Below are 21,574 nucleotides of genomic sequence, written 5' to 3'. Positions count from 1 at the left end.
AAGAGGCTGTATCATAACTAACTTAATGGGTGTGAGAATCGCAAATACGAAAATTTTCTCCACCCGGTACCCGAGTAAAATCGGGTAAAAGTTATTTATGATACAGCCTCTTTTCACTGTTACTATCCTGACTATTTCACCAATTCAGTTGCTTTTCCCTGGTTTGCTGCTATAGTGCTCCCGTTTTCAAGATAGATCCTGCCATCCCTGTAAACGGCAGGGTAAGTTTTCCCATCTTTAAAATAATTCCCGGGAACCGGGATATCACCTGCCTTTCCAAGCTTTACCGGTGCTTTAAACCTGTCAATAATCCACTCCCCGGTAGAAGGACGGAATACGGCCATTTCAGCCCTGCCATCGCCATCATAATCACCGGGAACGGGAATATCGCCCGGCACATGTTTTACCTGCAGCGGGATATTACCCAAACTTGTTTGCCATATGGAATTATCGGTGCGGAATATTCCTACATCCAGCAAGCCATCCCCGTCATAGTCTGCCGGAACAGGAATACCCTTTTTATGCCCGAACCTGATACTGTCCATACCATTGAAATACCAGGTTAAATTAGACGGGCGGTACACTGCCACCTCTGCAAAACCATCCCCGTCATAATCGCCGCATACCGGGATATCGCCTTGCTGTCCGAGTGCAATTGCTTCTCCATCCTGGAAATAAAACCTGCCTTCTGAGGGTCTGAACACAGCCAACTCCGTTTTGCCGTCACCGTTATAATCTGCCGGAGCGGGAATATCCCCCTCTTTACCAAACGCTACATCCTGCTGCCCTGCTATCTTCCATACACCCCCGGTAAAGAAAGCGATATCAGTTTGCTGATCATTGTTGTAGTCATGATAACGGGCTACTGTTGTATGATGTAGCCAGGGAAGAGTAAATTCGCTGTCTGCATCCTTCTCTTCTTCCCCCGTATAGGGTGAAAAAGTGCTGACGCTGATCAGGTCTTTTGATCTGGAAAATTTCATCAAACGCATTAAGCCATGACCACCATCCGGCCGGCTCTGGTAATCGGATAAAAATGACCTGATAATATTGCCGGCATACCCATCCTGCCGGTATCCTTCGCCATTATCTCCTACATGTCCTGATAAGGTTAACATCACATTAGGGTAACTTTTCAACCGGTCGAATACGCGTTGTGCCTGTTTGGAAAATTTCGGAAAGCCTTTCTCATTGGTACCCGCTTTTTTATTGAAATGAATGATGGAGTGACTAACGAGTATTGCCTTCCTGTCGCTGTATTTCTCCAATAACTGGCTGGCCCATTTATTCATCCCCTCAATATCTTCTCCATAAGAATCATATTCTAAAAAGATACTGATGAACTTAATTCCACCGGCTTCAAAAAGATCATAGTGACTATCATTATTATCGCCATAGTGGCCCCCATACCATTTCTTATCTTTAAAATGCTCAATACCAAAATACTTGTTATACTGATCTGTTTTACCACTTACAGGATACTGGCTTTTAGTCTGATCGTGATTTCCTACCGCCAAGCCGTATGGAATACCCTGCGGATACCCTGGTTGTGGCTTCTCCAATACATACATCGACGCGGCAGCATTTTCCCATTGCCGGGGGAACTTCTCACCATCATCTGATATATCTCCCAGATGGATCACGTATTTAATGTTTTCCTTTATCGCATTCTTTACTATCCATTCCGTTTGTGCAGTAAACATCTCCTTCTTCCCCCCATTCTTCTCAGAAGTATAATACTGGGTATCGGGAAGAACAACAATTGAAAACTCATCTTCTTTTTGCACCTGCTCACCTGCAATGCTGTGGCCGGTTACAGCCAACAACAACAACAATATATAAAGGCCTTTGTGTAGTTTCATCATCACAACATACTCATTTAAAAACTGCTAAAAATAACCGGGATTCTGTATGATCTTCGGATTTAACCCTACCTCATTTTGCGGTATTGGAAATAATAACTGGTGCTTATCAATTGCATAAGCATCGGAAGAAAGATAAGGAAGCTGTTCCCTGATCTTTACACCAAAAGCATTGATCACCGTTAACGCCTTACCGCTTCTGAGCAGATCGGTCCAGCGATGGTTTTCAAATGCCAGTTCAACTCTCCGCTCATGAAAGATCTTTTCCCGCAGCTGGGCAGGATCGGTATTGGTGTAATCAGCCAGGCCGGCTCTTCTTCTTACCCTGTTTAAAGGGGCGAGTGCATCTGAAGATTTGCCCTGTTCATTTAAAGCCTCTGCAAGTAAGAGCAGGGCATCTGAAAAGCGATATACAGGAAAATCGTCGCCGGAGCCGGTAGGTGCCTCAAGCGGCGCATGCAGGTATTTTTTGATGTAGGGAACACCAATTTTCCCGGTAGCAGGAACATAGTTGATAATGCTTTTTGCTGCTGAATAACTGAAATACCGGCTGGCATCATAAGTACCTTCTGCAATGCCAATGGAAGCATCCAGGCGTTTATCGCCGGCCTCAAAATCACTGATCAGGTCATCGCTGGGCGTATTCCATCCGCCGGAGCCCGTATTGTCGATTGAAATACCTGTTAACAGTTTAGTGTCTTTACTTCTCGGTAAAAAATTAAAGGAAAGCGGATTTGGCGTAGCCCCGGTTAATGTACCACCAAGGAACTGGATCTCAAAAACCGACTCTTTACCATTTTTATTTGATGGCATAAATGCATCTGCATAGTTTGCATTGAGATCATATCCCATAGTAAGCATGCTGTTTAACAGCTTTTCTGCATCTGCCCATTTCTTCTGAAGGGCATACACTTCAGCAAGCAATATGGTAGCTGCTCCTTTTGTAGCTTCTCCGGTTTGCGGGAACTTTGCAGGAGGCGGCAGTTCAGCAATGGCGTCCTGTGCATCGGCAATGATCTGGGCATATACTTCTTCTTCCGTAGCCCGGGCTTTAAATGCTTCTTCTGCAGTGGTCACTTCTTTTATAAAGAGTGGAACGCCACCATATAAACGTACCAGTTTAAAATAGTTCAGCGCTCTTAAAAATTTGGCTTGTCCGTCGAGATTTGCCTTTACATCCTCTTTAAGATCGCTGCCTTTCAACCTTTCGATAACGATATTACACCGGGAAATGCCGGTATAACTGTGTTGCCAGGTAGCCGCAACATAAGCGTTGGTAGAAGTGTTCGTAAAGTCTGAAATGTTTTCACGCTCTACAATAGAGGTGCCCCTGTTACCTGGTATAGCCTGGTAAATAGTATTATCGGAGTGCATTTCGGAAGTGAAATAATCATTCACCAGCACATCCCTGAGCGGTGCGTAGGCAGCTATCACTGCTGCTCTGAATTGCTGCTCCGTTTTATAGAATACGCCATCAGTGTACGCATCTTCCGGCGACCGTTCAATAAAATCCTTGGTACAGGAGGTTGCTGCTGCACATAAGAGAGCGATCACTAAATATATCTTTTTCATATTTCGTCGGCGTTAAATGATTATTTAAATGTGGTGGTAAGTCCAAGAGAAAACGTTCTTGGTATAGGATAGGCGTTTTCGTCTACCCCAACACCCAGTGTAGGATCAGATCCGCCCACATTTATCTCCGGGTTCATACCTGAATAGCCTGTAAGAACAAAGGCCTGCTGCACGGAGGCAAAAACCCGCAGGTTCTTTATCATGGCGTTTCTTAACGGCACGGTATATCCCAATGTTATATTCTTCGCAGTCAGGTAAGATCCATCTTCTATCCATTGACTGTTTACCTGTCTTCCCATTGCGGTGGTACCGGATTTTGTGCGGGGATAAATACCTGAACCGGGGTTATCTTCCGAGCGCCAGCGATCGGCTGCCGCAGCCAATGGTACCCTGGAGCCATCCATATTGGTTTGATAAGCCCATTTGGCAGCATTCAGTATTTTTCCACCAACAGAAAAAGTCATGTCGATAGTCAGGTCAAAATGTTTATACCTGAAGTTATTGACAATACCACCCGTAAATGTTGGCGTGGGATCACCAATAAAAGTGCGGTCGTTTACATCATCAATTACGCCGTCGCCATTGATATCTTTGACTTTGATGGTTCCTATATCGGAGTTGCCATTTGGTTTGGCAGCAGTGCTTAAATACTTGGGAGAGTTGGCCAGGTCGGCAGCATCTTTATATAATCCTTCAAAAACAAAACCATAGAACTCACCAAGATGATGACCTACCTGCTGGCGGTAATAATCCGAGCTCACTGTTCCATTTCTCCTGATATATCCGGGATCTACAAGGTTAGTGATCAGGTTCCGGTCGAAAGACAATGCCAGGTTGGTATTCCACTGTAGCGCACCCGTCAGGTTTCTGGAGCTCACCGAAAATTCATGGCCCCACATTTTAAGCTCGCCTACATTGTAAATGATCTGGCTAAAGCCCGATGAAGTTGGAATGGCACGTTGCTGAATAAGTCCGTCTGTCAGTTTATGGTAGTAGTCGTACGTGAAGTTAAGGCGGTTATCGAACAGGCCAAGCTCCAGCCCGATATCCAACTGCTTATTGCGCTCCCATCTCAGGTCCTTATTAGGCAGCCTGTTAATGGTTTGCCCCTGGGTAACCGTATTATTAAAGTTGTAATAATAAGTTCCTATTGTGGCCTGCGGATCATAATTGCCGGCAAAAAAGTTGTTTCCTGTAATCCCGTAACTGGCGCGGAGCTTCAGGAAGCTAACGGGTTTTACATTCTTCATGAATGATTCGTCGCTAAGGATCCAGCCTGCAGACACTGATGGGAAACTGCCCCACTGCGTATTCATACCGAATTTTGAAGAGCCATCGCGCCTGAGTGCCGCCGATAAAAGGTACTTTCCTTTATAATTATAATTCAATCTTCCTATGGTCGACAGCAATGAATAAGATCCTGCACCACTGCTTCCGGTAACGCTTGTAGCGGCGCTCAGGTATTCAATATCATCACTGGTAAATCCAAGGCCAGTGAGTGTGTTACTATAAGTACTGTACTCCTGGGCTGAATAGCCTACCAATGCCTCTATATTATGGTCTTTCAGGAAGGTTTTGTTATATACCAGGTTTCCTTCTGCTGTCCATGAACCGTTATCAACAGCAGAGCTGGTGCCGGTGGTTTGCCCCTGCGTACCGGTAACCAGGCCTGACTGGAAATATTTACGTGTTTCTGCGCCCTTATCTGCTGCGAGGTTTGCTGTAACGCTTAACCCAGGTAAGAACTCGTAGTTCAGGTAAATGTTACCCAGTATACGGGTTGTTTTATAATCGTCGTTCGTTAATTCATAGGTAGCCAGCGGATTGATATAAGCCACCATACCGGGGGAAGCAACGTTGCGGGTATAGGTTCCATCTGCGTTGTAAGGACTTACCAGCGGGCTGGCTTCGAAGAATCTTTCGAAATACCCCCCCACACCATCACTACTCAGCCTGTTGTTATGATCCAGCCTGTAGCTCGGCGCCAGGTTAAAACCTGCTTTAAGTTTATTATTTGCAGTGGTGAAATCCTGGTTAAAGCGCATTGAGTATAACTTTGTCCCGGTGTTGATCAGCACACCCTGTTGTTCCTGGTAGCCGGCGATTACCGTAGAGGAGGAATGTTCACGGGCCGATTGCACCATGAGGTCATAACTTTGAATAGGAGCGGTTCTGGTTAACAGCTTAAACCAGTTGGTGCCCTCTCCATACTGCTCCGGATTATCATAGGCCGCGTGGTAGTCTGCAGAAACTGAGTAGCCGGGCTCATATTTCATTCCATCTTCTGCGCGTTCTTTCATAAACGTGGCAAACTCCCTTGCATTCATCATTCTCGGCAGTTTACCGGTAGGGATCTTTTGTAAACCGTAGTAGCTGGAGAATTCGATTTTTGCATCTCCCGGTTTTGCATGTTTGGTGGTAATAAGCACTACCCCGTTTGCAGCTCTTGATCCATACAATGCGGTAGCAGAAGCATCTTTCAGAAAACTATAACTTTCTATTTCTGCGGGATTAATATTATTGATACTTCCTGTGATCGGGTTGCCATCAATTACGAAAAGCGGTTGGTTACTGGAGTAAAAAGAGGCGGCGCCACGGATAATAAAACCCATACCACGTCCGGGCTGGCCGCTGGTTTGGGATACCTGTACACCGGCTACTTTTCCCTGCAGCTGCTGGGCAAACTGTGTTACAGGCATATCCTGCATGCCCGATGCATCTACAGTGGCAATGGAGCCGGTTATCTCGCGGCTTTTTTGTTTTCCGTAACTAACCACTACTTCCGTCAGTTTATTATCCGCCAGCTGCAAAGAGAAATCGAGCGTCGTGGTTTTTCCTTCTTTTATAACAGTGTTAGCTGATCTCTGGGATCTGAAAGAAATATAAGATACTTCAACTGTATAGCTGCCCGGGGGAAGTTTTAAGGTATAATTACCATTGGCATCGCTTTGAGCCACCTGGCCGCTCTCCAGCACCCGCAGTGTTGCGCCGGGTAAAGCAGCGCCTTTCTCATCAACCACCCGGCCTGATAATTTACCAGGTTCCTGTGGAACGGGCTTTGTGTCGATCACAACATATCCTTCCACTATTTTATAAGCAAGATTGGTTGATGCCAGCACTTTTTCGATCAGGTCTTTTACGGTTGATCTTTCGGAATCGATACTGATCTGCTGTTTAAGCCCTGTCATCAACTTTTCCGGCAACACGAACCTGATACCACTCTTTGCCTGGATGGTCAGCAGGCTTTCCTTTACACTGGCACGATCCAGCTTAACAGCAATCACTTTGTCCAGATGCTGGCCCCGGGCATTTCCGGCGAAAAGCATCCCGATAAAAGTAAGTTGTGCGACTAAAAGTATACATGAACATCTCATCATAAACTTAATTGTGGGATGTAATCCTTTTTGCATTAATTCTTGTATTAATAGTTGGCCCGGGATCAGCCGGAATTATTGTTACTTTACTCCTATATCCTTTTTGCCTTTGACGGGCCTGCGGTTCTGACAACATCAAATGCGGCGTCCTTCTCCAGGATGGACAGCTTTTTCTTAATACATACTCTTTGCTTTTATCTTTTAAGTTCAGCGAATAACGATCTCCCCGTTTTTCGTTTCGTAATTAAAATGTCCTGCGGCCGCGAGTACATTTAATATCTTATCTATTGATCCACTGGCATCCACTGTCAGTGTCATTCTTTCCGTTGATTTTGTATGCTGTCTGAATGTGATCTTCACATTATACCATCGCTGTAATACTTCAGCGATATCATTGAGTGATGTGTTACTGAATGTTAACCTCGCTTCCTTCAGATCCAGTACTTCTTCCGGGTCAACTGTTTGCATTTTAACTTCGTTATGATCGAACAGTATTTTCTGTCCTGTGGTCAACACTGCCAGTGACCTGGAAAAGCTACTGTCTACCTGGTCTACCCTTACTTTCCCTGTGGCTACTTCCACCAGCAAAGGCTTATTTTTAAATGCCTCTATTTTAAAAGAAGTGCCCAATACTTTTGTTTGCACCTGGCCGGTATGAACCGTAAATGGCTTATGTTTTTCCTGTGTTACTTCAAAAAAAGCTTCTCCGTATAAATAGATATCCCTGGTATCTTTTGAAAAATTTTCGGGATACTTCAGGCTGCTGCCTGCCCCCAGGTATACTACACTGCTATCGGAAAGAATTATTTTTGACCGGTGCCCGTTCGGGTTACGGGTTTCTACAAGGGCCACCTGGTCCTCTTTTTTATTGCTTAAATAGCTGATGGTGTAAACACTCATCGCTGCCAGGATCAGTCCAATCCAGATGGCTGCATTCCGCATGGATAATAGGCGTTTGAGCACACCCTTGCGTGCAGTAATTACCAGTCCTATCCTTTCATGCAATGATCTTTTCAGATCATGCTGCCGGGGATGAACAAACTGATCATGCTCAAACACTTCCCAGTCTTTAGCCGCGTTTGCCGACAGGACCTCATCCAGTAATCTTTCTGATGTGGGATCTTTCAGAAATAAGTTTACAAGCCTTTCTTCTTCGGCCGAACATTCGCCCGCTAAAAACTTCTTAATTAATTCCTGGTTTATTTGTATTGACATTCTATTTTAACAGAGCACAAAAGGTTCCCGTTACTTATATAGGGACAAAAAAGAAGAGGAAGGGCTATCCGTTACGTGAGCAAAACCAAGACATAACGTTCTGGTAACATTGGTATGGCTAATGAGGCATGGCAAAGCCTATGTGCATGTTATTCCTCATTCATGTTAACACTACGGGTGAGGAAAAAACAGCGTCATTGCAATAATCACCGGCAGTACGGTATCGCTATGGTTATTGAGCTGTTGTCTGAAATGATTCAGGGAGAATTTAATATGATTCTTAACGGTGTTAACAGAGATCTTGAGGTCGTTGGCAATTTCAGCATGGGTTCTGTTTCCTTCCCTGCTCATTTGAAATACGATTCTTCGCTGGGGACTCAGTGAGTCGAGATGGAAAAGATATTTCTCTTCCAGTTCCCTGGTATGTAGCTGATGATCGGCCGGAGAGGCTATAAAGGAAAGATCGTTCTCAATAAATTCTATGGGTGTTATAGCAACTGCCTTTTTGCGGATGGCCTTAATAGTTGCATTCCTGGCCGCTCTGAAGATATATGGTTTAAACTCACCTTCTATCTGCAGGGTATGTCTTTTATCCCATATCCACATCATCAGATCCATTATGGCCTCCTCTGCGAAATATTCATCTTTAACATAGCCAAGCGCATAATTATACAGCCTTCCAAAATAACGATCAAATAAGTTATTAAATGCTTTGAGATTATCTTTGGTACATTCTTCCAGTAGCTGCTTATCTGATAGTGAACTATATTCCATAAAAATGGATTGAATGTATTTTTCAGCAAAACTAGAGCCCAGCTTTTATTTTTCTGCTACGTGGAATGTTAACTGTGCATTAATAAACTGTTACCGGTTCATAATATTTGATGTTGGCGATGCAGGTGTTCCAGGTGCTTTAAACTGAAACCAGGTGTTTGGTATACGGGAGAAGAATAACCAGGCCGGAGATATGGGTGCTGCCGGTTTGCAGGGGCATAAAAAAAACGGGGAGAAATCCCCGTTTCGTAAAAATCAAAAACCAACCATTAAAAAGTCTTTATAGAGAAGCCTTACGGCTCTTTAAATTATTTATTGGGCTGTGGTGTTGTTCTCAGATAAGGCTTGATAATTTTATGACCTTTCGGAAAACGTGCAGGGATATCTGCTGTTGGCACCGCTGCCGTAACAATTACATCTTCTCCATCTTTCCAGTCTGCAGGGGTAGCCACGCTATACTTGGCGGTCAGCTGCAGAGAGTCCAATACACGGAGCACTTCTACGAAGTTCCTTCCGGTAGAGGCCGGGTAGGTAATGATGAGCTTTATTTTCTTGTCTGGCCCGATAATAAACAACGATCTGACCGTAAATGTTTCAGAGGCATTTGGATGAATCATATCATACAGGTTAGCCACTGTTTTGTTTTCGTCTGCAATAATAGGAAAAGTTACGTCACACTGTTGTGTTTCGTTAATATCATTTATCCAGCTCAGGTGTTTATCCAGCGGATCTACGCTTACAGCCAGCACTTTAGTGTTACGTTTTGCGAACTCGTCCTTTAACTGGGCAGTTCTGCCCAATTCGGTGGTACATACCGGTGTAAAGTCTGCCGGGTGAGAAAACAGGATACCCCAACCTTCGCCGAGGTAATCGTAAAAATCTATTTCCCCTATTGTAGTATTGGCCTTGAAATTAGGAGCGGTATCTCCCAGTCTTAAACTCATAGCTTTACGATTTAATTGACCAAAAATAGCACTTTCCTACAAGATTTATAGACTTTAAGGGATTTTTTTCAGAAATTTGCGCTTTTTTTTCCCGGGCGAAGAATTTGGGAGTTAACAAACAATGGAAATCAAGGGTTAATTCAAACGGATCCCGGGCAGATGCCTTTGGGTATCAGGGGTTAACGTGCAATGGATGTAAGGCAGGGCGGTAAACGAACATGGCCCGGGGCGAACATCAACAGATGTCCGGAAATTAACATACATGGAGGTGGGGGTTAACATAAATGGATTTTTTTTCATCATTATGTGTTTCAGGGCTAACGTAAAAATGGATACAGGGTTTTCAATGAATAAAAATGGTCAGGGTTAACTTAATGGACATAGCGCGTTTGTTCATGAACAAATACGGGTCTATCAATAAAAATATGGTCAATCTCTATTTGGCTGCAGAAGTATGCAACTGCCAGGCATAATAAGCCATACTGAACTTGTTATCGTTTTCCAGTGCGGCCATTGCCCGGGCTGTATCTTCTCCCAGTTCTAATTCAATAAATCCGAGATACAGGTTATACGCATCATGAAGCATTTGTATACAGTACTCCATTTTTTCGTTAATGTCGTTGGGGCTATACTGTGCCGCAGGCGGTAGTGTAGGCTGCACGGGCACCGGCATCTGGATCACGCGCTCAATATAGTAACACTCCTCATCCGCATATGCTTCCCAGTTGTCATCCTGCTGCAGGCATGGCCTTCTCATATGAAATATGAGACGATCAAATACCACTGCTGCCCCCAGGTCTGCCTCCAGGTCTATAATATCCGGCGTACGGCGCATATCTTCCAGCTTCTTCACAATGGTCATCTGTACGGCATCATGCCTGTCCTGGCTGAAACGCAGCATGGTGTTCATTACTTCATAAGTAGTTACAAAATCGCAGGGATACCACACCTCATCCAGTAGCGCCTGGCCCCAGAGCGTCAGGTAATTGGAGTCATCCATGATGATCTGCCCAATTGAAATGGCCTGTACCTGCGTAATTGCTGTAGTTGTATTTACCTTGTTCATAACCATGAGGTTTTAATAACACTACAAATCTACCGGCCCTGCACGCAAGGGATTTGCGTAGTGATCTTTTGATGATAATTTTTTTAATCCTCGTCGCAAAAGCGGGAATTGTTTATTTTTATTATCTAAATTTTATCTTTTGCCAAAGAATAAAGACGCGGTGTCGCGCTACCGCTGGATCGATGAGCGGCTGCGCAATAAGCAGAAACCCAAACCTACCCTGGAGAACCTGATTGAATATGTATCGGATAAAATGGGAACTGCAATATCTACCCGCACCATCCAGAAAGATATCCAGGATATGCGCCAGGACCCTGAACTGAATTATATGGCGCCTATCGTATATGAGCGCAGCAGCGGCACCTACCGCTACTCAGACGATAGTTTTTCCATCAGTAACTCCCCTATAGAAGAAGCAGATCTGCAGGGGCTGGAAATTGCCATTGGCATACTGGAACAATTCCGGAGCCTGCCGGTGGTACAGCAATTTGAAGACGCCATCCTGAAAATTGCGGCCAGTCTTAAAATGAACAGGGAAGCCCTCCAGCATAAAGGGCTTATTAAATTTACCAGGGCATCTCAATATAAAGGCGCAGAACATATCCCGGAAATAGTGGACGCCATTAAAAACCTGGAAGTGATCCGCATTGCCTACCAGAGCTTCGACCGCGATGAGCCCAAAGAACATTGGGTAGAGCCCTATCATCTCCGCGAATACCAGCACCGCTTTTACCTGATCGGCAAAAGCCAGAAAACACGCGGCGGCGCAGTAGTCACCTTTGCGCTGGACCGGGTAGTGAAGCTATGGCCCACCAATAAACATTTTGACGAAAAGAATTTTGATGAAGCCAGCTACTTCCAGCATGCAATAGGCATCACTGTACACGATGGAGATCCTGAACATGTATTACTGAGCTTTACCCCGCGGCAGGGTAAATATGTAAAGTCGCAGCCCATCCATTCCTCCCAGGAAATAGTGGAAGACAACAATGATGAATGCCGTATATCCCTTCACGTTGTTATCAACCCCGAACTTACCATGACCCTGCTGAGCTATGGCTCCCAGGTAAAAGTGCTGAAACCCGTGCACCTGGCTAAGAAAATGGCTGAGGAAGCCAAAGCCATGGCGGCGTTGTATAAATAGGCCAACCCGCTATCGGACTGTACATGGCCCGATAGCGGAACTGCGTTTAAGGATTGGGTTTGGCAAACAAACTATCCGCCACGGGCTGATTCGTTTCTATCTTCAGAATATTAATTTTCACTCCGCCCGGATCCTGCTCTGTTACGCCAGGGTAAGCCAGTCCCTCAGGCGTTTTCTTATAATCAGACAACAATGTTACCAAGTCCACCTCCTGTCCCTGTACACTCATATGATTAGTGGCCTTCACAAGCAGGTAGGTTTTGGCATCCAGGTAAGCAATACCCGATGTACCATCAGCAGCAGTGATCTTTAGCTTATAAGCCGGTGATCCGTTCACAGTATCTTTCCCCTGCACTTCTATCTTTTTGCCTTTGCTTTTGTAGTCATACAGCTCTCCTCTCAGGTCCAGCTGGGTTTTCATCAGCTTGAGCATCTCAGGGTTCATATCCTGGGGCGTTGTTTGCTGCATCACCGGCATCAGGCTCCAGCCTGCATTACGGGTTACCACCTGCACATTGCTGGCGCCATTTACCGTAAACTCCAGCCGCATGGCTTCCCCCTGCTTCACCCACCGCTTAATGGGAATCGTTTGCCCCTGTACTTCCATATTTCCTTCTGCATACTGCGATTTGATGCCTTTCAATTTCTCGTCACCTCCCATCGCCTCAATATTCCTGGCTATCAGCTCATCAGCAGATTGTGCGCCGGCACAATAACCAGCCATCAGTAAAGCGGTTAACAGTGTATAAAACCTGGTTCCTGTCATCATAAAAAATATTTTCCGTTGAACAATAAAGATACCTCAAAACAACTCCGGCATCTCTTTTCAAAAAATACGCCAGCATTGAAAATACGACCTATTCCTTAGCTTTGCAAAATGAATACATTCCAGCTCTCAGGCAACCTGGTAGATATACTGCAACAGGAAATATACCCGGCTACGCTTCATATAAAAAATGGCCGCATCAGCAGCATCGAACACAACAATAACCAATATGATACCTACCTGCTCCCGGGCTTTACGGATGCGCACGTACATGTGGAAAGCTCTATGCTCATTCCTTCGGAATTCGCCCGGCTGGCTGTTGTACACGGCACCATTGCCACAGTAAGCGATCCGCATGAAATAGCCAACGTTATGGGTGTGAAGGGTGTGGAATATATGCTTGAAAATGGCCGGAAAGTGCCCTTCCGGTTTAATTTCGGCGCTCCCTCCTGTGTGCCGGCCACCACTTTTGAAACTGCCGGGGCAACGGTAACCGTGGCAGATATTGAAGCATTACTGCAGAGGAACGACATCAGGTACCTTACAGAAATGATGAACTTCCCGGGCGTACTGCATAAAGATCCGGAAGTACTCGCGAAAATAGCCGCGGCCCAAAAAGCCGGGAAGCCTGTAGATGGCCATGCTCCGGGCCTTCGTGGCGAAACAGCCGCCGCATATATTGCCGCCGGCATCAGCACAGACCATGAATGCTTTACCATAGAAGAAGCCAGGGATAAGCTGCAATACGGCATGCATATCCTCATCCGCGAAGGAAGCGCTGCAAAGAACTTTGAAGCCCTGTATCCACTGCTGCATGATCATGCCGACCATATTATGTTCTGCAGCGACGACAAACACCCGGATAACCTGGTGGAAGGCCATATCAACCTGCTGGTAAAACGGGCGCTGGCCTACGGTGTTGACCTGTTCAAAGTATTAAAGGCAGCCTGTATTAACCCGGTACTGCATTACAAACTGGATAATGGCCTGCTCCGTGTAAATGACCCGGCAGATCTTATTGTAACAGATGATCTGCAAAACTTTAATATACTGGCCACCTATATCAATGGTGTGAAAGTGGCGGAAAACGGGCAAACGCTGATACCTTCCATTTCCTCTTCTCCCGTAAATAATTTTATAGCAGATCCCATAACCGCCGGTGATATTCGTATACCCGTTAACGATAGTAATGTAAAAGAGGTAAAAGTAAAGGTGATCGGTGCGATGGACGGGCAGCTGATCACGAACGCACTCTCCGCGGTAATACCAGTTACCAACGGCGGAATAGCTGGCGATACCCAACAGGATGTTCTCAAACTGGTGGTAATAAACCGTTACCAGAAAGCGCTGCCGGCAATAGCATTTATTCAGGGCTTCGGCCTGCAGCACGGCGCCATTGCATCTTCTGTGGCACACGACAGTCACAACATCATTGCAGTAGGCACTACCGATGAAGACATAGCCGCAGCTATCAATACCGTGATTGCCGAACAGGGCGGCATCAGCGCAGTGGGAAATGGAGTGGTACAGGTATTGCCATTACCGGTAGCAGGACTGATGAGTAACCTCGACGGCTATACGGTAGCCGCCCGGTACAGCGCGCTGGACAAAGCATCGAAAGAGCTGGGATCCACGCTTGCATCCCCTTTCATGACATTGTCCTTTATGGCATTGCTGGTAATACCGCATTTAAAACTGAGTGATCTTGGATTGTTTGATGGCGACAGCTTTCAATTCACGGCGCCTTACTAAATAAAGAAAGCAGCGGAATCCGCTGCTTTCTTTTATGACCTGATGTCTCCTGTTAACGGGTGGCCCACAGTGCACCGTTAATAGAATCCCTTGATGCCCCAGTAACCCCGCTCAATACATTTTCTTCCTGCCTCCAGCGCAATGTTCCGATGAGCGCCATGATCAGTGCTTCCTTGAAACTAACGGTTTGTTCATCGGGCACTTCCACGGTAACACCCAACGGCTCCAACTGTTGCCGGATCGTGTTTACCAGGAAAGTATTAAATGCGCCGCCACCGGTTACCAGCATTTTGCCAGGACCTTCCGGCAACTGCGCTTTCAGTGCTTTCACAGCAAGGGTCACCTGTGCGGCAATGTGCTCTACATACGTGCGGAGCTTACCCTGTACAGACAGACGTAAAGGCGCTATCAGCGGTAATATGGTATCGATGCCAAAATCGTTTGCCAGTGATTTGGGCCATGGTTTGGAATAATAATCCAGTTGATTCAATTGTTCCAACAGGCTGTTATCGGCCACTCCGCCGGCTGCCAGTGCCCCGCCATCATCGTAAGGCTTATTCAACGCTGCTGCCAGCGAATTCAGCACCCGGTTGGCCGGGCATATATCAAACGCAACAAACTGCTCCGGCAGCTGCGCAGAAATATTGGCAATGCCCCCCAGGTTAAGCCAGTACTGATAACCTGGCAACAGGTATTTTTCGCCGATAGGCACTATAGGAGCTCCCTGTCCGCCCAGCGCTACATCCACCGCCCTCAGGTCGTTGATAACGGGCAATCCCGTTACGGCCGCAATGGCAGCGCCATCGCCCAGCTGCGCCGTCATTTGCTGTGCGGGTATATGAAACGTGGTATGGCCATGTGAAGCAATAAAATGAACTTTATGATCCAGCTGGTTCTTTTCAATAAAATCCAGGATACGCCGGCCGGTATAATGCCCGTAAGCGGTATGCAGCAGCAGGTAATCTTTTGCCGGCAGGGAAGTGGCCTGCGCCAGCCTCTCCACCCATTCCGGCTCATAAGGCAGGCTCTCTGAAGCCCTGATAACATAGGTCCATTGTCCGCGTATCTCGGTCAGTTCTGCAAAAACTATATCTAATCCGTCTAATGAGCTACCAGACATGGTGCCAATCACGTTATATACCATCTACAAAAATTTCAGCAAAGGTAGTTTTAAAATATTTTTTTTACGACTTATGGAAACAGGACCCCTCCGTACATCCTACAGGCAGAAAACTACTTCGCCATGAAAAAATATCTCACTTTACTATTGCTCAACTGCCTGGTGGCAATTACCGCCACCGCCCAACAGGCAAGGGTTATTACAGGTATTGTAACAGACAGCCTGCTCAAAAGCCCCATTGCCAATGTGGTGATCAGGGTAAAAGGAACAGATGTATTAACCGCCACTGATAAAAAAGGACAGTTCAGCCTGAAAACCACCACCGGTGCGCTGATACTGGAAGTAAACGCCTCAGGATACCCGGTGAAGGAAATAACAGTACCTGCGGGGCAAAATAAACTGAAAGTGCAGCTAACCAGTTTGCAGCCGCTTGATAAAAAAAGGAACCAGTATGTAATGCAGGATAAGGCGCTGGCTGAAGTGGTGGTGATGGGCTACGCCGCAGCCGCACAAAAACGCAGGACCATGACTGGTTCTGTTTCCACTGTCAGGGGCAATCAGATGAGCTATATACCCTCGCCGGTACACAATACGGAAGACTACAGCCCTATTAACGAGAATATTTTCCATGCGGCCACCGACCAGCCACTCAGTACTTTCAGCATCGATGTGGACCGGGCGTCTTACAGTAACGTACGCCGCTTCCTGAACCAGGGCATGATGCCCGAACCGGATGCGGTAAGAGTGGAGGAAATGATCAATTATTTTGACTACCAGTATAAAGCCCCCGAAGGGAAAGACCCGGTGGCCATTTACACAGATATGGCCATTTGCCCCTGGAATACAAAGCATCAGCTGGTACGCGTGGCACTGAAAAGCAAACAGGTGGATACCCGTAACCTTCCTGCATCCAACCTGGTTTTCCTGATAGATGTTTCCGGTTCAATGTCTGGTGAAAACAGGCTGCCACTGGTAAAAAGGGCCTTTGCCGTATTAACGGAACAGCTCCGGCCGGAAGACAGGGTAGCTATTGTGGTATATGCCGGCGCCGCAGGAGTAGTGCTCCCCGCCACCAGCGGCAGCGATAAGAAAAAGATCCTCGCCGCACTTGATCAGCTGGAAGCCGGCGGCTCCACGGCAGGTGGCGAAGGCATAAAACTGGCCTATAACATTGCCGGCGAATTGTACTCAAAAAACAGCAATACCCGCGTAATACTTGCTACCGATGGTGATTTCAATGTAGGCGTTTCCAGCGATGGAGAGCTCACCCGGATGATTGAAAAAGAAAGGGAAAAAGGCATTTCTCTTTCAGTACTTGGTTTTGGTATGGGTAATTATAAGGATAATAAACTGGAACTGCTGGCAGATAAAGGCAATGGTAACTATGCCTATATCGATAATTTTGAAGAAGCCCGCAGAACCTTTGTGACCGAGTTTGGCGGTACACTTTTTACAGTAGCCAAAGATGTAAAGCTGCAGGTAGAGTTTAACCCGCAATTCGTACAGTCGTACCGGTTGGTAGGCTATGAAAACCGCCTGCTCACCAATGAAGATTTCAATAACGATAAAAAAGATGCAGGGGATATGGGTGTGGGGCATACCGTAACTGCCCTGTATGAAATAATTCCTTCCGGCGGGAAAAACGAAGCCGTTAACTGGGTAGACCCGCTGAAATACCAGCAGGGCAAAGTGATTGGTAATAAATCGGAAGTACTTACGGTGAAGCTGCGTTACAAACAGCCTGCCGGGGATCATAGTATCCTGATGGAAAAAGTGCTCCCCTACAGCAACCAGGAAATTACCGATGCTCCGGAAGATTTCCGTATGGCAGCTTCCGTGGCAGCCTTCGGACAATTGCTGCGCCGTTCTGCATTTAAAGGCACCGCCACCTATGATGACGTGTTATCCTGGGCAGGCAATTCCAGGGGAACAGATGCGGAAGGCTACCGCGCTGAATTCATCCAGCTGGTGAAAAAAGCGATGCTGCTTGACAAAGAGTAGTTCCACTATTTTTCGGTATTTTGCGGCCTCAAAGGAACAGCTCATGATTATCAATTTAAGTGAAACCAATTCATTGGTGGGAGAATGGCTAAGCGAGATCAGGAATATAGACGTTCAGCAGGACCGTATGCGTTTCCGGCGCAATATGGAACGGCTGGGAGAAGTAGCTGCATATGAGATCAGCAAAACCCTGGATTATGAAGAAAAGGAAGTAACTACTCCCATGGGTATTGCTACCTGCCGGGTGCTGAAATCACAACCGGTGCTGGCTACCATCCTGCGCGCAGGACTGGCATTGCACCAGGGTTTGTTACATTACTTCGATAAAGCAGACCACGCATTTGTTTCTGCTTACCGCAAACATAACCACGATGGTTCTTTTGACATCAGCCTGGAATATGTGAGCACTCCTTCCATCGACGGGCAAGTGCTTATCCTTTCCGATCCCATGCTCGCCACCGGCGCTTCACTGGTAAAAACCATAGAGCACCTGGAGGAAATTGGTAAGCCCAGTCATATACACCTGGTGGTAGCCATTGCATGTACGATAGGAATTGAATATGTATTGCGCAATACCAAAGCTAATCTTACCATCTGGGCAGGAGATATTGATGATGAGCTCACCGCCAAGGGGTACATAGTACCCGGGCTGGGAGACGCCGGGGACCTGGCCTTCGGAAATAAATTACAACAATAACATAGAATAATCGTTTTGCAGATAGCAGTTTTGTATCTTTAAAAAAGAACAAAGCTGCTATCGTTTTTTTATCTGATGGGATTTTTATACATGAATTTAATTTGATATGTGATTTTATTAGCGTACCTTCACCCGTATTGCATAATACCCTATGCTATAAGCTTAATTATATGAAAAGAGCTTTACTATTCTTGGCCATATTGCTTTATTTAAATCCTCTACGGGCGCAGGACCCGCACTTCTCGCAGTTTTTTGCGTCGCCGCTAACCCTTAACCCAGCATTTACAGGTTTATTTTCAGGAGATTATCGTTTATCCGGCAACTACAGGTCACAATGGAGGAGCATTTCCACTCCCTTTGTAACAGGTACTGCAGCTATTGATTTTGGCATTTTAAAAAACGTGATCTCTTATACCGACATCTGGGGGGTGGGTCTTATGGCGATGTACGACAGAAGTGGCGGCGGAGCGCTCACTTCCAGTTACCTTTCCTTCAGCACGGCCTATCACAAAGGGCTGGACCCGGAAGGAAATCATACCCTGGCTATCGGCCTTCAGGGAACGCTGGTACAAAAGAGGATAGACAATACCAAACTGCAGTTCGAAAACCAGATCGATAACAACGGTTATAATCCAATGATTCCCAGTAATGAAACACTGGTAAATCCAAAAATATCCTATTTCGATCCAAACATCGGTATTTTATACAACGGCCTCATCGGCGAAGCATCCAATATTTATATGGGCGCTTCCTATTACCATATCACCCAGCCTACTGAATCATTTATGAACCTTACCCAAAACCGGCTCAGCTACCGCTGGACGGTACACGGGGGCGGTTCTGTTCCGGTAAACGGGCAAGACAGGTTTCACGCCAGTATCCTGTACATGAAACAAAGCACAGCTTCCGAATTCACCTTTGGTGGCGCCTATGGCTTTATGCTCAACGATATGGATGATAATCCCACCACCTTTTACCTGGGTAGCTGGTACCGGATGAAAGATGCCATTATTCCTTATATAGGCCTTGAAATCAAAGGCTTCCAGATAGGCCTTACCTACGACACCAACGTGTCGAGCCTGAAGCCAGCCTCCAACTACCGTGGCGGCCTCGAAATTTCCCTTATCTATATTCACACCCGGAACGAAAACAACAAATATAAAACCCTCTGTCCGCGTTTCTAAGACAGCGATCTTCCTTTCGAAATCATTATCCTGACCCGGGAAAAATAGCAAAAGAACCTGCGCTATTCTTCCCGGATCAGGATAATCATTTAAAATCATAACAATCATTGTTAATTTTGCGTTAGTTTCGCTACTCTTTCATATAAACCAGGAAAAATACACATTCAGTTACAATAAAATATTCAGGCGTTGTTTTCATTCAGAGAAGTACTGTCGGCAGTCCAGTCTTACGGAAAAGCCCATCAATTCATACTACAGCATAAGTTATGGAAATGGATCCTGATTCCGGGAGTCATTTATTGCCTGTTGTTTTTTACAGGATTTTACTTTGTATGGGGCTACTCCGGCGATTTTGTGGAATACCTCACCCGCCTGCTGCACATCACAGAATGGGTACAGGACCTGGAAAGCAGCTGGCTGAGTTTTCTTTTTATCCTGGTAGCGTTTTCTATCCGGATAGTATTCGTGTTCTGGTATTTCTCCTATTTTAAGTATCTCTTCCTGATAGTGGCTTCCCCTGTATTTTCTTATTTGTCTGAGAAGACAGAAGCCATACTGGATCATAAAGACTTTCCCTTCAGCTGGTCCCAGCTGGGGGAAGATATCCTGCGGGGCATCAAGATGTCATGCCGGAATATCGTTTACCAGACAGGCGCCATACTAGCCCTGTTACTGCTTTCCTTTATACCGGTGCTGGGCTGGATCACCCCGATGCTGGGATTCTTTATTGAATCTTATTTCTACGGCTTTTCCATGATGGACTACAGCTGTGAGAGACACCGCCTGAATATGTCGGAAAGCATCAACTTTATCCGCCAGCACCGGGGCATGGCCATCGGCAATGGTATGGTATTCTACCTGTTTATGCTCATTCCCGTACTGGGCTGGATGCTGGCCCCTTCCTATGCTGTAATTGCAGCTACCATTGACTTACAAACAAAAAGACTGAAATAATGAATGCTACCGGCTATGTGTACCTGGTTCCTACTGTTTTGAGCGCCGATGCCCTGTTCAGTATTCCCGCTTATGTTACCGCTATTGTACAGCGGTTATCAGTTTTTTATGTAGAAAACGAAAGAACAGCCCGCAGGTACCTGAAATCGCTCGACAGAAATATCGTGATAGATAACCTGCAACTGCTGCCTATGAATGAAAACCAGGCGCCGGACCTGCTTCTTGCTAAAAAATTATTACTCGAAGGAAAAGATATAGGCATCCTCAGTGAAGCAGGATGCCCTGCCATCGCAGATCCTGGCCACCTCATCGTACAACTGGCACATTCCATCAATGCAAGGGTTATTCCCATGATTGGCCCCAACTCCATGCTGCTGGCCCTCATGGCCTCCGGTATGAATGGCCAGAATTTCCAGTTTGTTGGCTACCTGCCTGTCAAATCTCCCGAAAGAACAAAAATGATCCGCGACCTGGAACAGGAATCAGAAAGGAAAAAGCAAACACAATTGTTTATTGAAACACCCTACCGTAATAACCAGCTGCTGAAAGATATACTCGATAACTGTAAAGACTATACGCAACTTTGCATTGCAGCAGATATCACAGCTCCCACGGAATATATTAAAACGAAAACAGTGAAAGACTGGAAAAAACAGTTGCCCGACCTTCATAAACGGCCGGCCATTTTCCTGTTATACGCAGGTAAGGAATAAAAAAGGGGAATTACGATGCCGTAATTCCCTGGTATTTTTTAAGGCAGCTCCGGCCTCATTGGATCCTTGATAGAAATAATACTGTCTACAATAAAAGCACTGTACCCTCTCCACGGAATAGCTCCCAGGTACTCTTTGTAGTGAAGTTCCACCGTTTTCCCGCTCGCTGTCATCAATTGCTGTGCAACCCTTTCGCTGCTTACGGAAAACTGGAATTCGTTCGACTGGATCGTACCGGCTACCTTTCCGCGGTATCCCGACTGGATTACTTTGCCTTCATAGGTTTTAAAGATGTATCCCTTCTGCACAAAATAATTCAGCTCTCCTGCTTTAACTCCCTGTCCGAAAACAAAGTAGTACTTGTAAAAGAAAATACCGCCCAATACCAGTATAATAATAGATACAATGATAAAGACAAACCGGCCCATAGTTAGTT

Annotated in this window: 17 protein-coding genes; 7 read left to right on the top strand and 10 right to left on the bottom strand. The window is 45.9% G+C overall.

Translation table 11 applies throughout. The features are described from left to right. Positions 1 to 131: 131 nt before the first annotated feature. The 7 genes from FN124_RS14875 to FN124_RS14845 form a co-directional block, all read right to left on the bottom strand. Positions 132 to 1,865 (bottom strand): metallophosphoesterase, encoded by a 1,734-nt coding sequence (locus tag FN124_RS14875; protein ID WP_142685618.1) that lies wholly within the window; start codon positions 1,863 to 1,865, stop codon positions 132 to 134. A 24-nt stretch (positions 1,866 to 1,889) separates the two neighbouring features. Further along, positions 1,890 to 3,434, bottom strand: coding sequence for a RagB/SusD family nutrient uptake outer membrane protein (locus FN124_RS14870; RefSeq protein WP_142685617.1), 1,545 nt, complete (start codon positions 3,432 to 3,434; stop codon positions 1,890 to 1,892). A gap of 20 nt (positions 3,435 to 3,454) precedes the next feature. After that, on the bottom strand, positions 3,455 to 6,760 hold the full coding sequence (locus FN124_RS14865; protein ID WP_142685616.1) for a TonB-dependent receptor: 3,306 nt from the start codon (positions 6,758 to 6,760) through the stop codon (positions 3,455 to 3,457). A gap of 255 nt (positions 6,761 to 7,015) precedes the next feature. Then, a complete protein-coding gene (locus FN124_RS14860) occupies positions 7,016 to 8,023 on the bottom strand; it encodes a FecR family protein (protein WP_142685615.1) in 1,008 nt (335 codons plus the stop codon). A gap of 171 nt (positions 8,024 to 8,194) precedes the next feature. Then, complete coding sequence (locus FN124_RS14855) at positions 8,195 to 8,797, bottom strand: RNA polymerase sigma-70 factor (protein WP_142685614.1); 603 nt, start codon at positions 8,795 to 8,797, stop codon at positions 8,195 to 8,197. 308 nt (positions 8,798 to 9,105) lie between these two features. After that, positions 9,106 to 9,741, bottom strand: a complete 636-nt coding sequence (locus FN124_RS14850) for a peroxiredoxin (RefSeq protein ID WP_142685613.1) — start codon at positions 9,739 to 9,741, stop codon at positions 9,106 to 9,108. Positions 9,742 to 10,177: 436 nt separating this feature from the next. Next, positions 10,178 to 10,807 carry a hypothetical protein gene (locus FN124_RS14845; protein WP_142685612.1) on the bottom strand — a complete coding sequence of 210 codons (630 nt, stop codon included), beginning with the start codon at positions 10,805 to 10,807 and terminating at the stop codon, positions 10,178 to 10,180. A gap of 139 nt (positions 10,808 to 10,946) precedes the next feature. On the opposite strand from FN124_RS14845, the gene FN124_RS14840 reads away from it, so the two are divergent. After that, entirely contained in the window at positions 10,947 to 11,951 is a 1,005-nt protein-coding gene (locus FN124_RS14840; RefSeq protein WP_142685611.1) for a helix-turn-helix transcriptional regulator, read from the top strand. 46 nt (positions 11,952 to 11,997) lie between these two features. On the opposite strand, the gene FN124_RS14835 is transcribed toward FN124_RS14840, so the two are convergent. Continuing rightward, positions 11,998 to 12,720, bottom strand: coding sequence for a LolA family protein (locus FN124_RS14835; RefSeq protein WP_142685610.1), 723 nt, complete (start codon positions 12,718 to 12,720; stop codon positions 11,998 to 12,000). A 108-nt stretch (positions 12,721 to 12,828) separates the two neighbouring features. Between FN124_RS14835 and ade the strand changes: the two genes are divergently transcribed. Continuing rightward, positions 12,829 to 14,469 carry an adenine deaminase gene (gene ade, locus FN124_RS14830; protein WP_142685609.1) on the top strand — a complete coding sequence of 547 codons (1,641 nt, stop codon included), beginning with the start codon at positions 12,829 to 12,831 and terminating at the stop codon, positions 14,467 to 14,469. A 52-nt stretch (positions 14,470 to 14,521) separates the two neighbouring features. Here ade and FN124_RS14825 read toward each other — a convergent pair whose 3' ends face one another. Beyond that, positions 14,522 to 15,613, bottom strand: coding sequence for an anhydro-N-acetylmuramic acid kinase (locus FN124_RS14825; protein ID WP_142685608.1), 1,092 nt, complete (start codon positions 15,611 to 15,613; stop codon positions 14,522 to 14,524). A gap of 99 nt (positions 15,614 to 15,712) precedes the next feature. Here FN124_RS14825 and FN124_RS14820 point away from each other — a divergent pair, with 99 nt between their 5' ends. From FN124_RS14820 to FN124_RS14800, 5 genes are all read left to right on the top strand, one after another. After that, positions 15,713 to 17,590, top strand: coding sequence for a vWA domain-containing protein (locus FN124_RS14820; RefSeq protein WP_142685607.1), 1,878 nt, complete (start codon positions 15,713 to 15,715; stop codon positions 17,588 to 17,590). A gap of 43 nt (positions 17,591 to 17,633) precedes the next feature. Then, positions 17,634 to 18,287, top strand: a complete 654-nt coding sequence (gene upp / locus FN124_RS14815) for a uracil phosphoribosyltransferase (RefSeq protein WP_142685606.1) — start codon at positions 17,634 to 17,636, stop codon at positions 18,285 to 18,287. A gap of 170 nt (positions 18,288 to 18,457) precedes the next feature. Beyond that, complete coding sequence (locus tag FN124_RS14810) at positions 18,458 to 19,471, top strand: PorP/SprF family type IX secretion system membrane protein (RefSeq protein ID WP_142685605.1); 1,014 nt, start codon at positions 18,458 to 18,460, stop codon at positions 19,469 to 19,471. 189 nt (positions 19,472 to 19,660) lie between these two features. Next, positions 19,661 to 20,425 carry an EI24 domain-containing protein gene (locus FN124_RS14805; protein WP_142685604.1) on the top strand — a complete coding sequence of 255 codons (765 nt, stop codon included), beginning with the start codon at positions 19,661 to 19,663 and terminating at the stop codon, positions 20,423 to 20,425. Continuing rightward, positions 20,425 to 21,138: an SAM-dependent methyltransferase gene (locus FN124_RS14800; RefSeq protein WP_142685603.1), complete on the top strand. Its 714-nt coding sequence runs from the start codon at positions 20,425 to 20,427 to the stop codon at positions 21,136 to 21,138. The genes FN124_RS14805 and FN124_RS14800 overlap by 1 nt, the downstream gene beginning before the upstream one ends. A gap of 38 nt (positions 21,139 to 21,176) precedes the next feature. Here the strand turns inward: FN124_RS14800 and FN124_RS14795 are convergent, their stop codons facing one another. Beyond that, the gene (locus FN124_RS14795) at positions 21,177 to 21,566 is read right to left on the bottom strand and encodes a hypothetical protein (protein ID WP_142685602.1); all 390 of its coding nucleotides are present in this window, start codon (positions 21,564 to 21,566) and stop codon (positions 21,177 to 21,179) included. Positions 21,567 to 21,574 lie beyond the last annotated feature (8 nt).

The organism is Chitinophaga polysaccharea (genome assembly GCF_902150045.1).
GTDB lineage: Bacteria > Bacteroidota > Bacteroidia > Chitinophagales > Chitinophagaceae > Chitinophaga > Chitinophaga polysaccharea_A.
The sequence above is the reverse complement of the archived record's forward strand: the minus strand, read 5'-3'. Positions and strand labels throughout refer to the sequence as shown.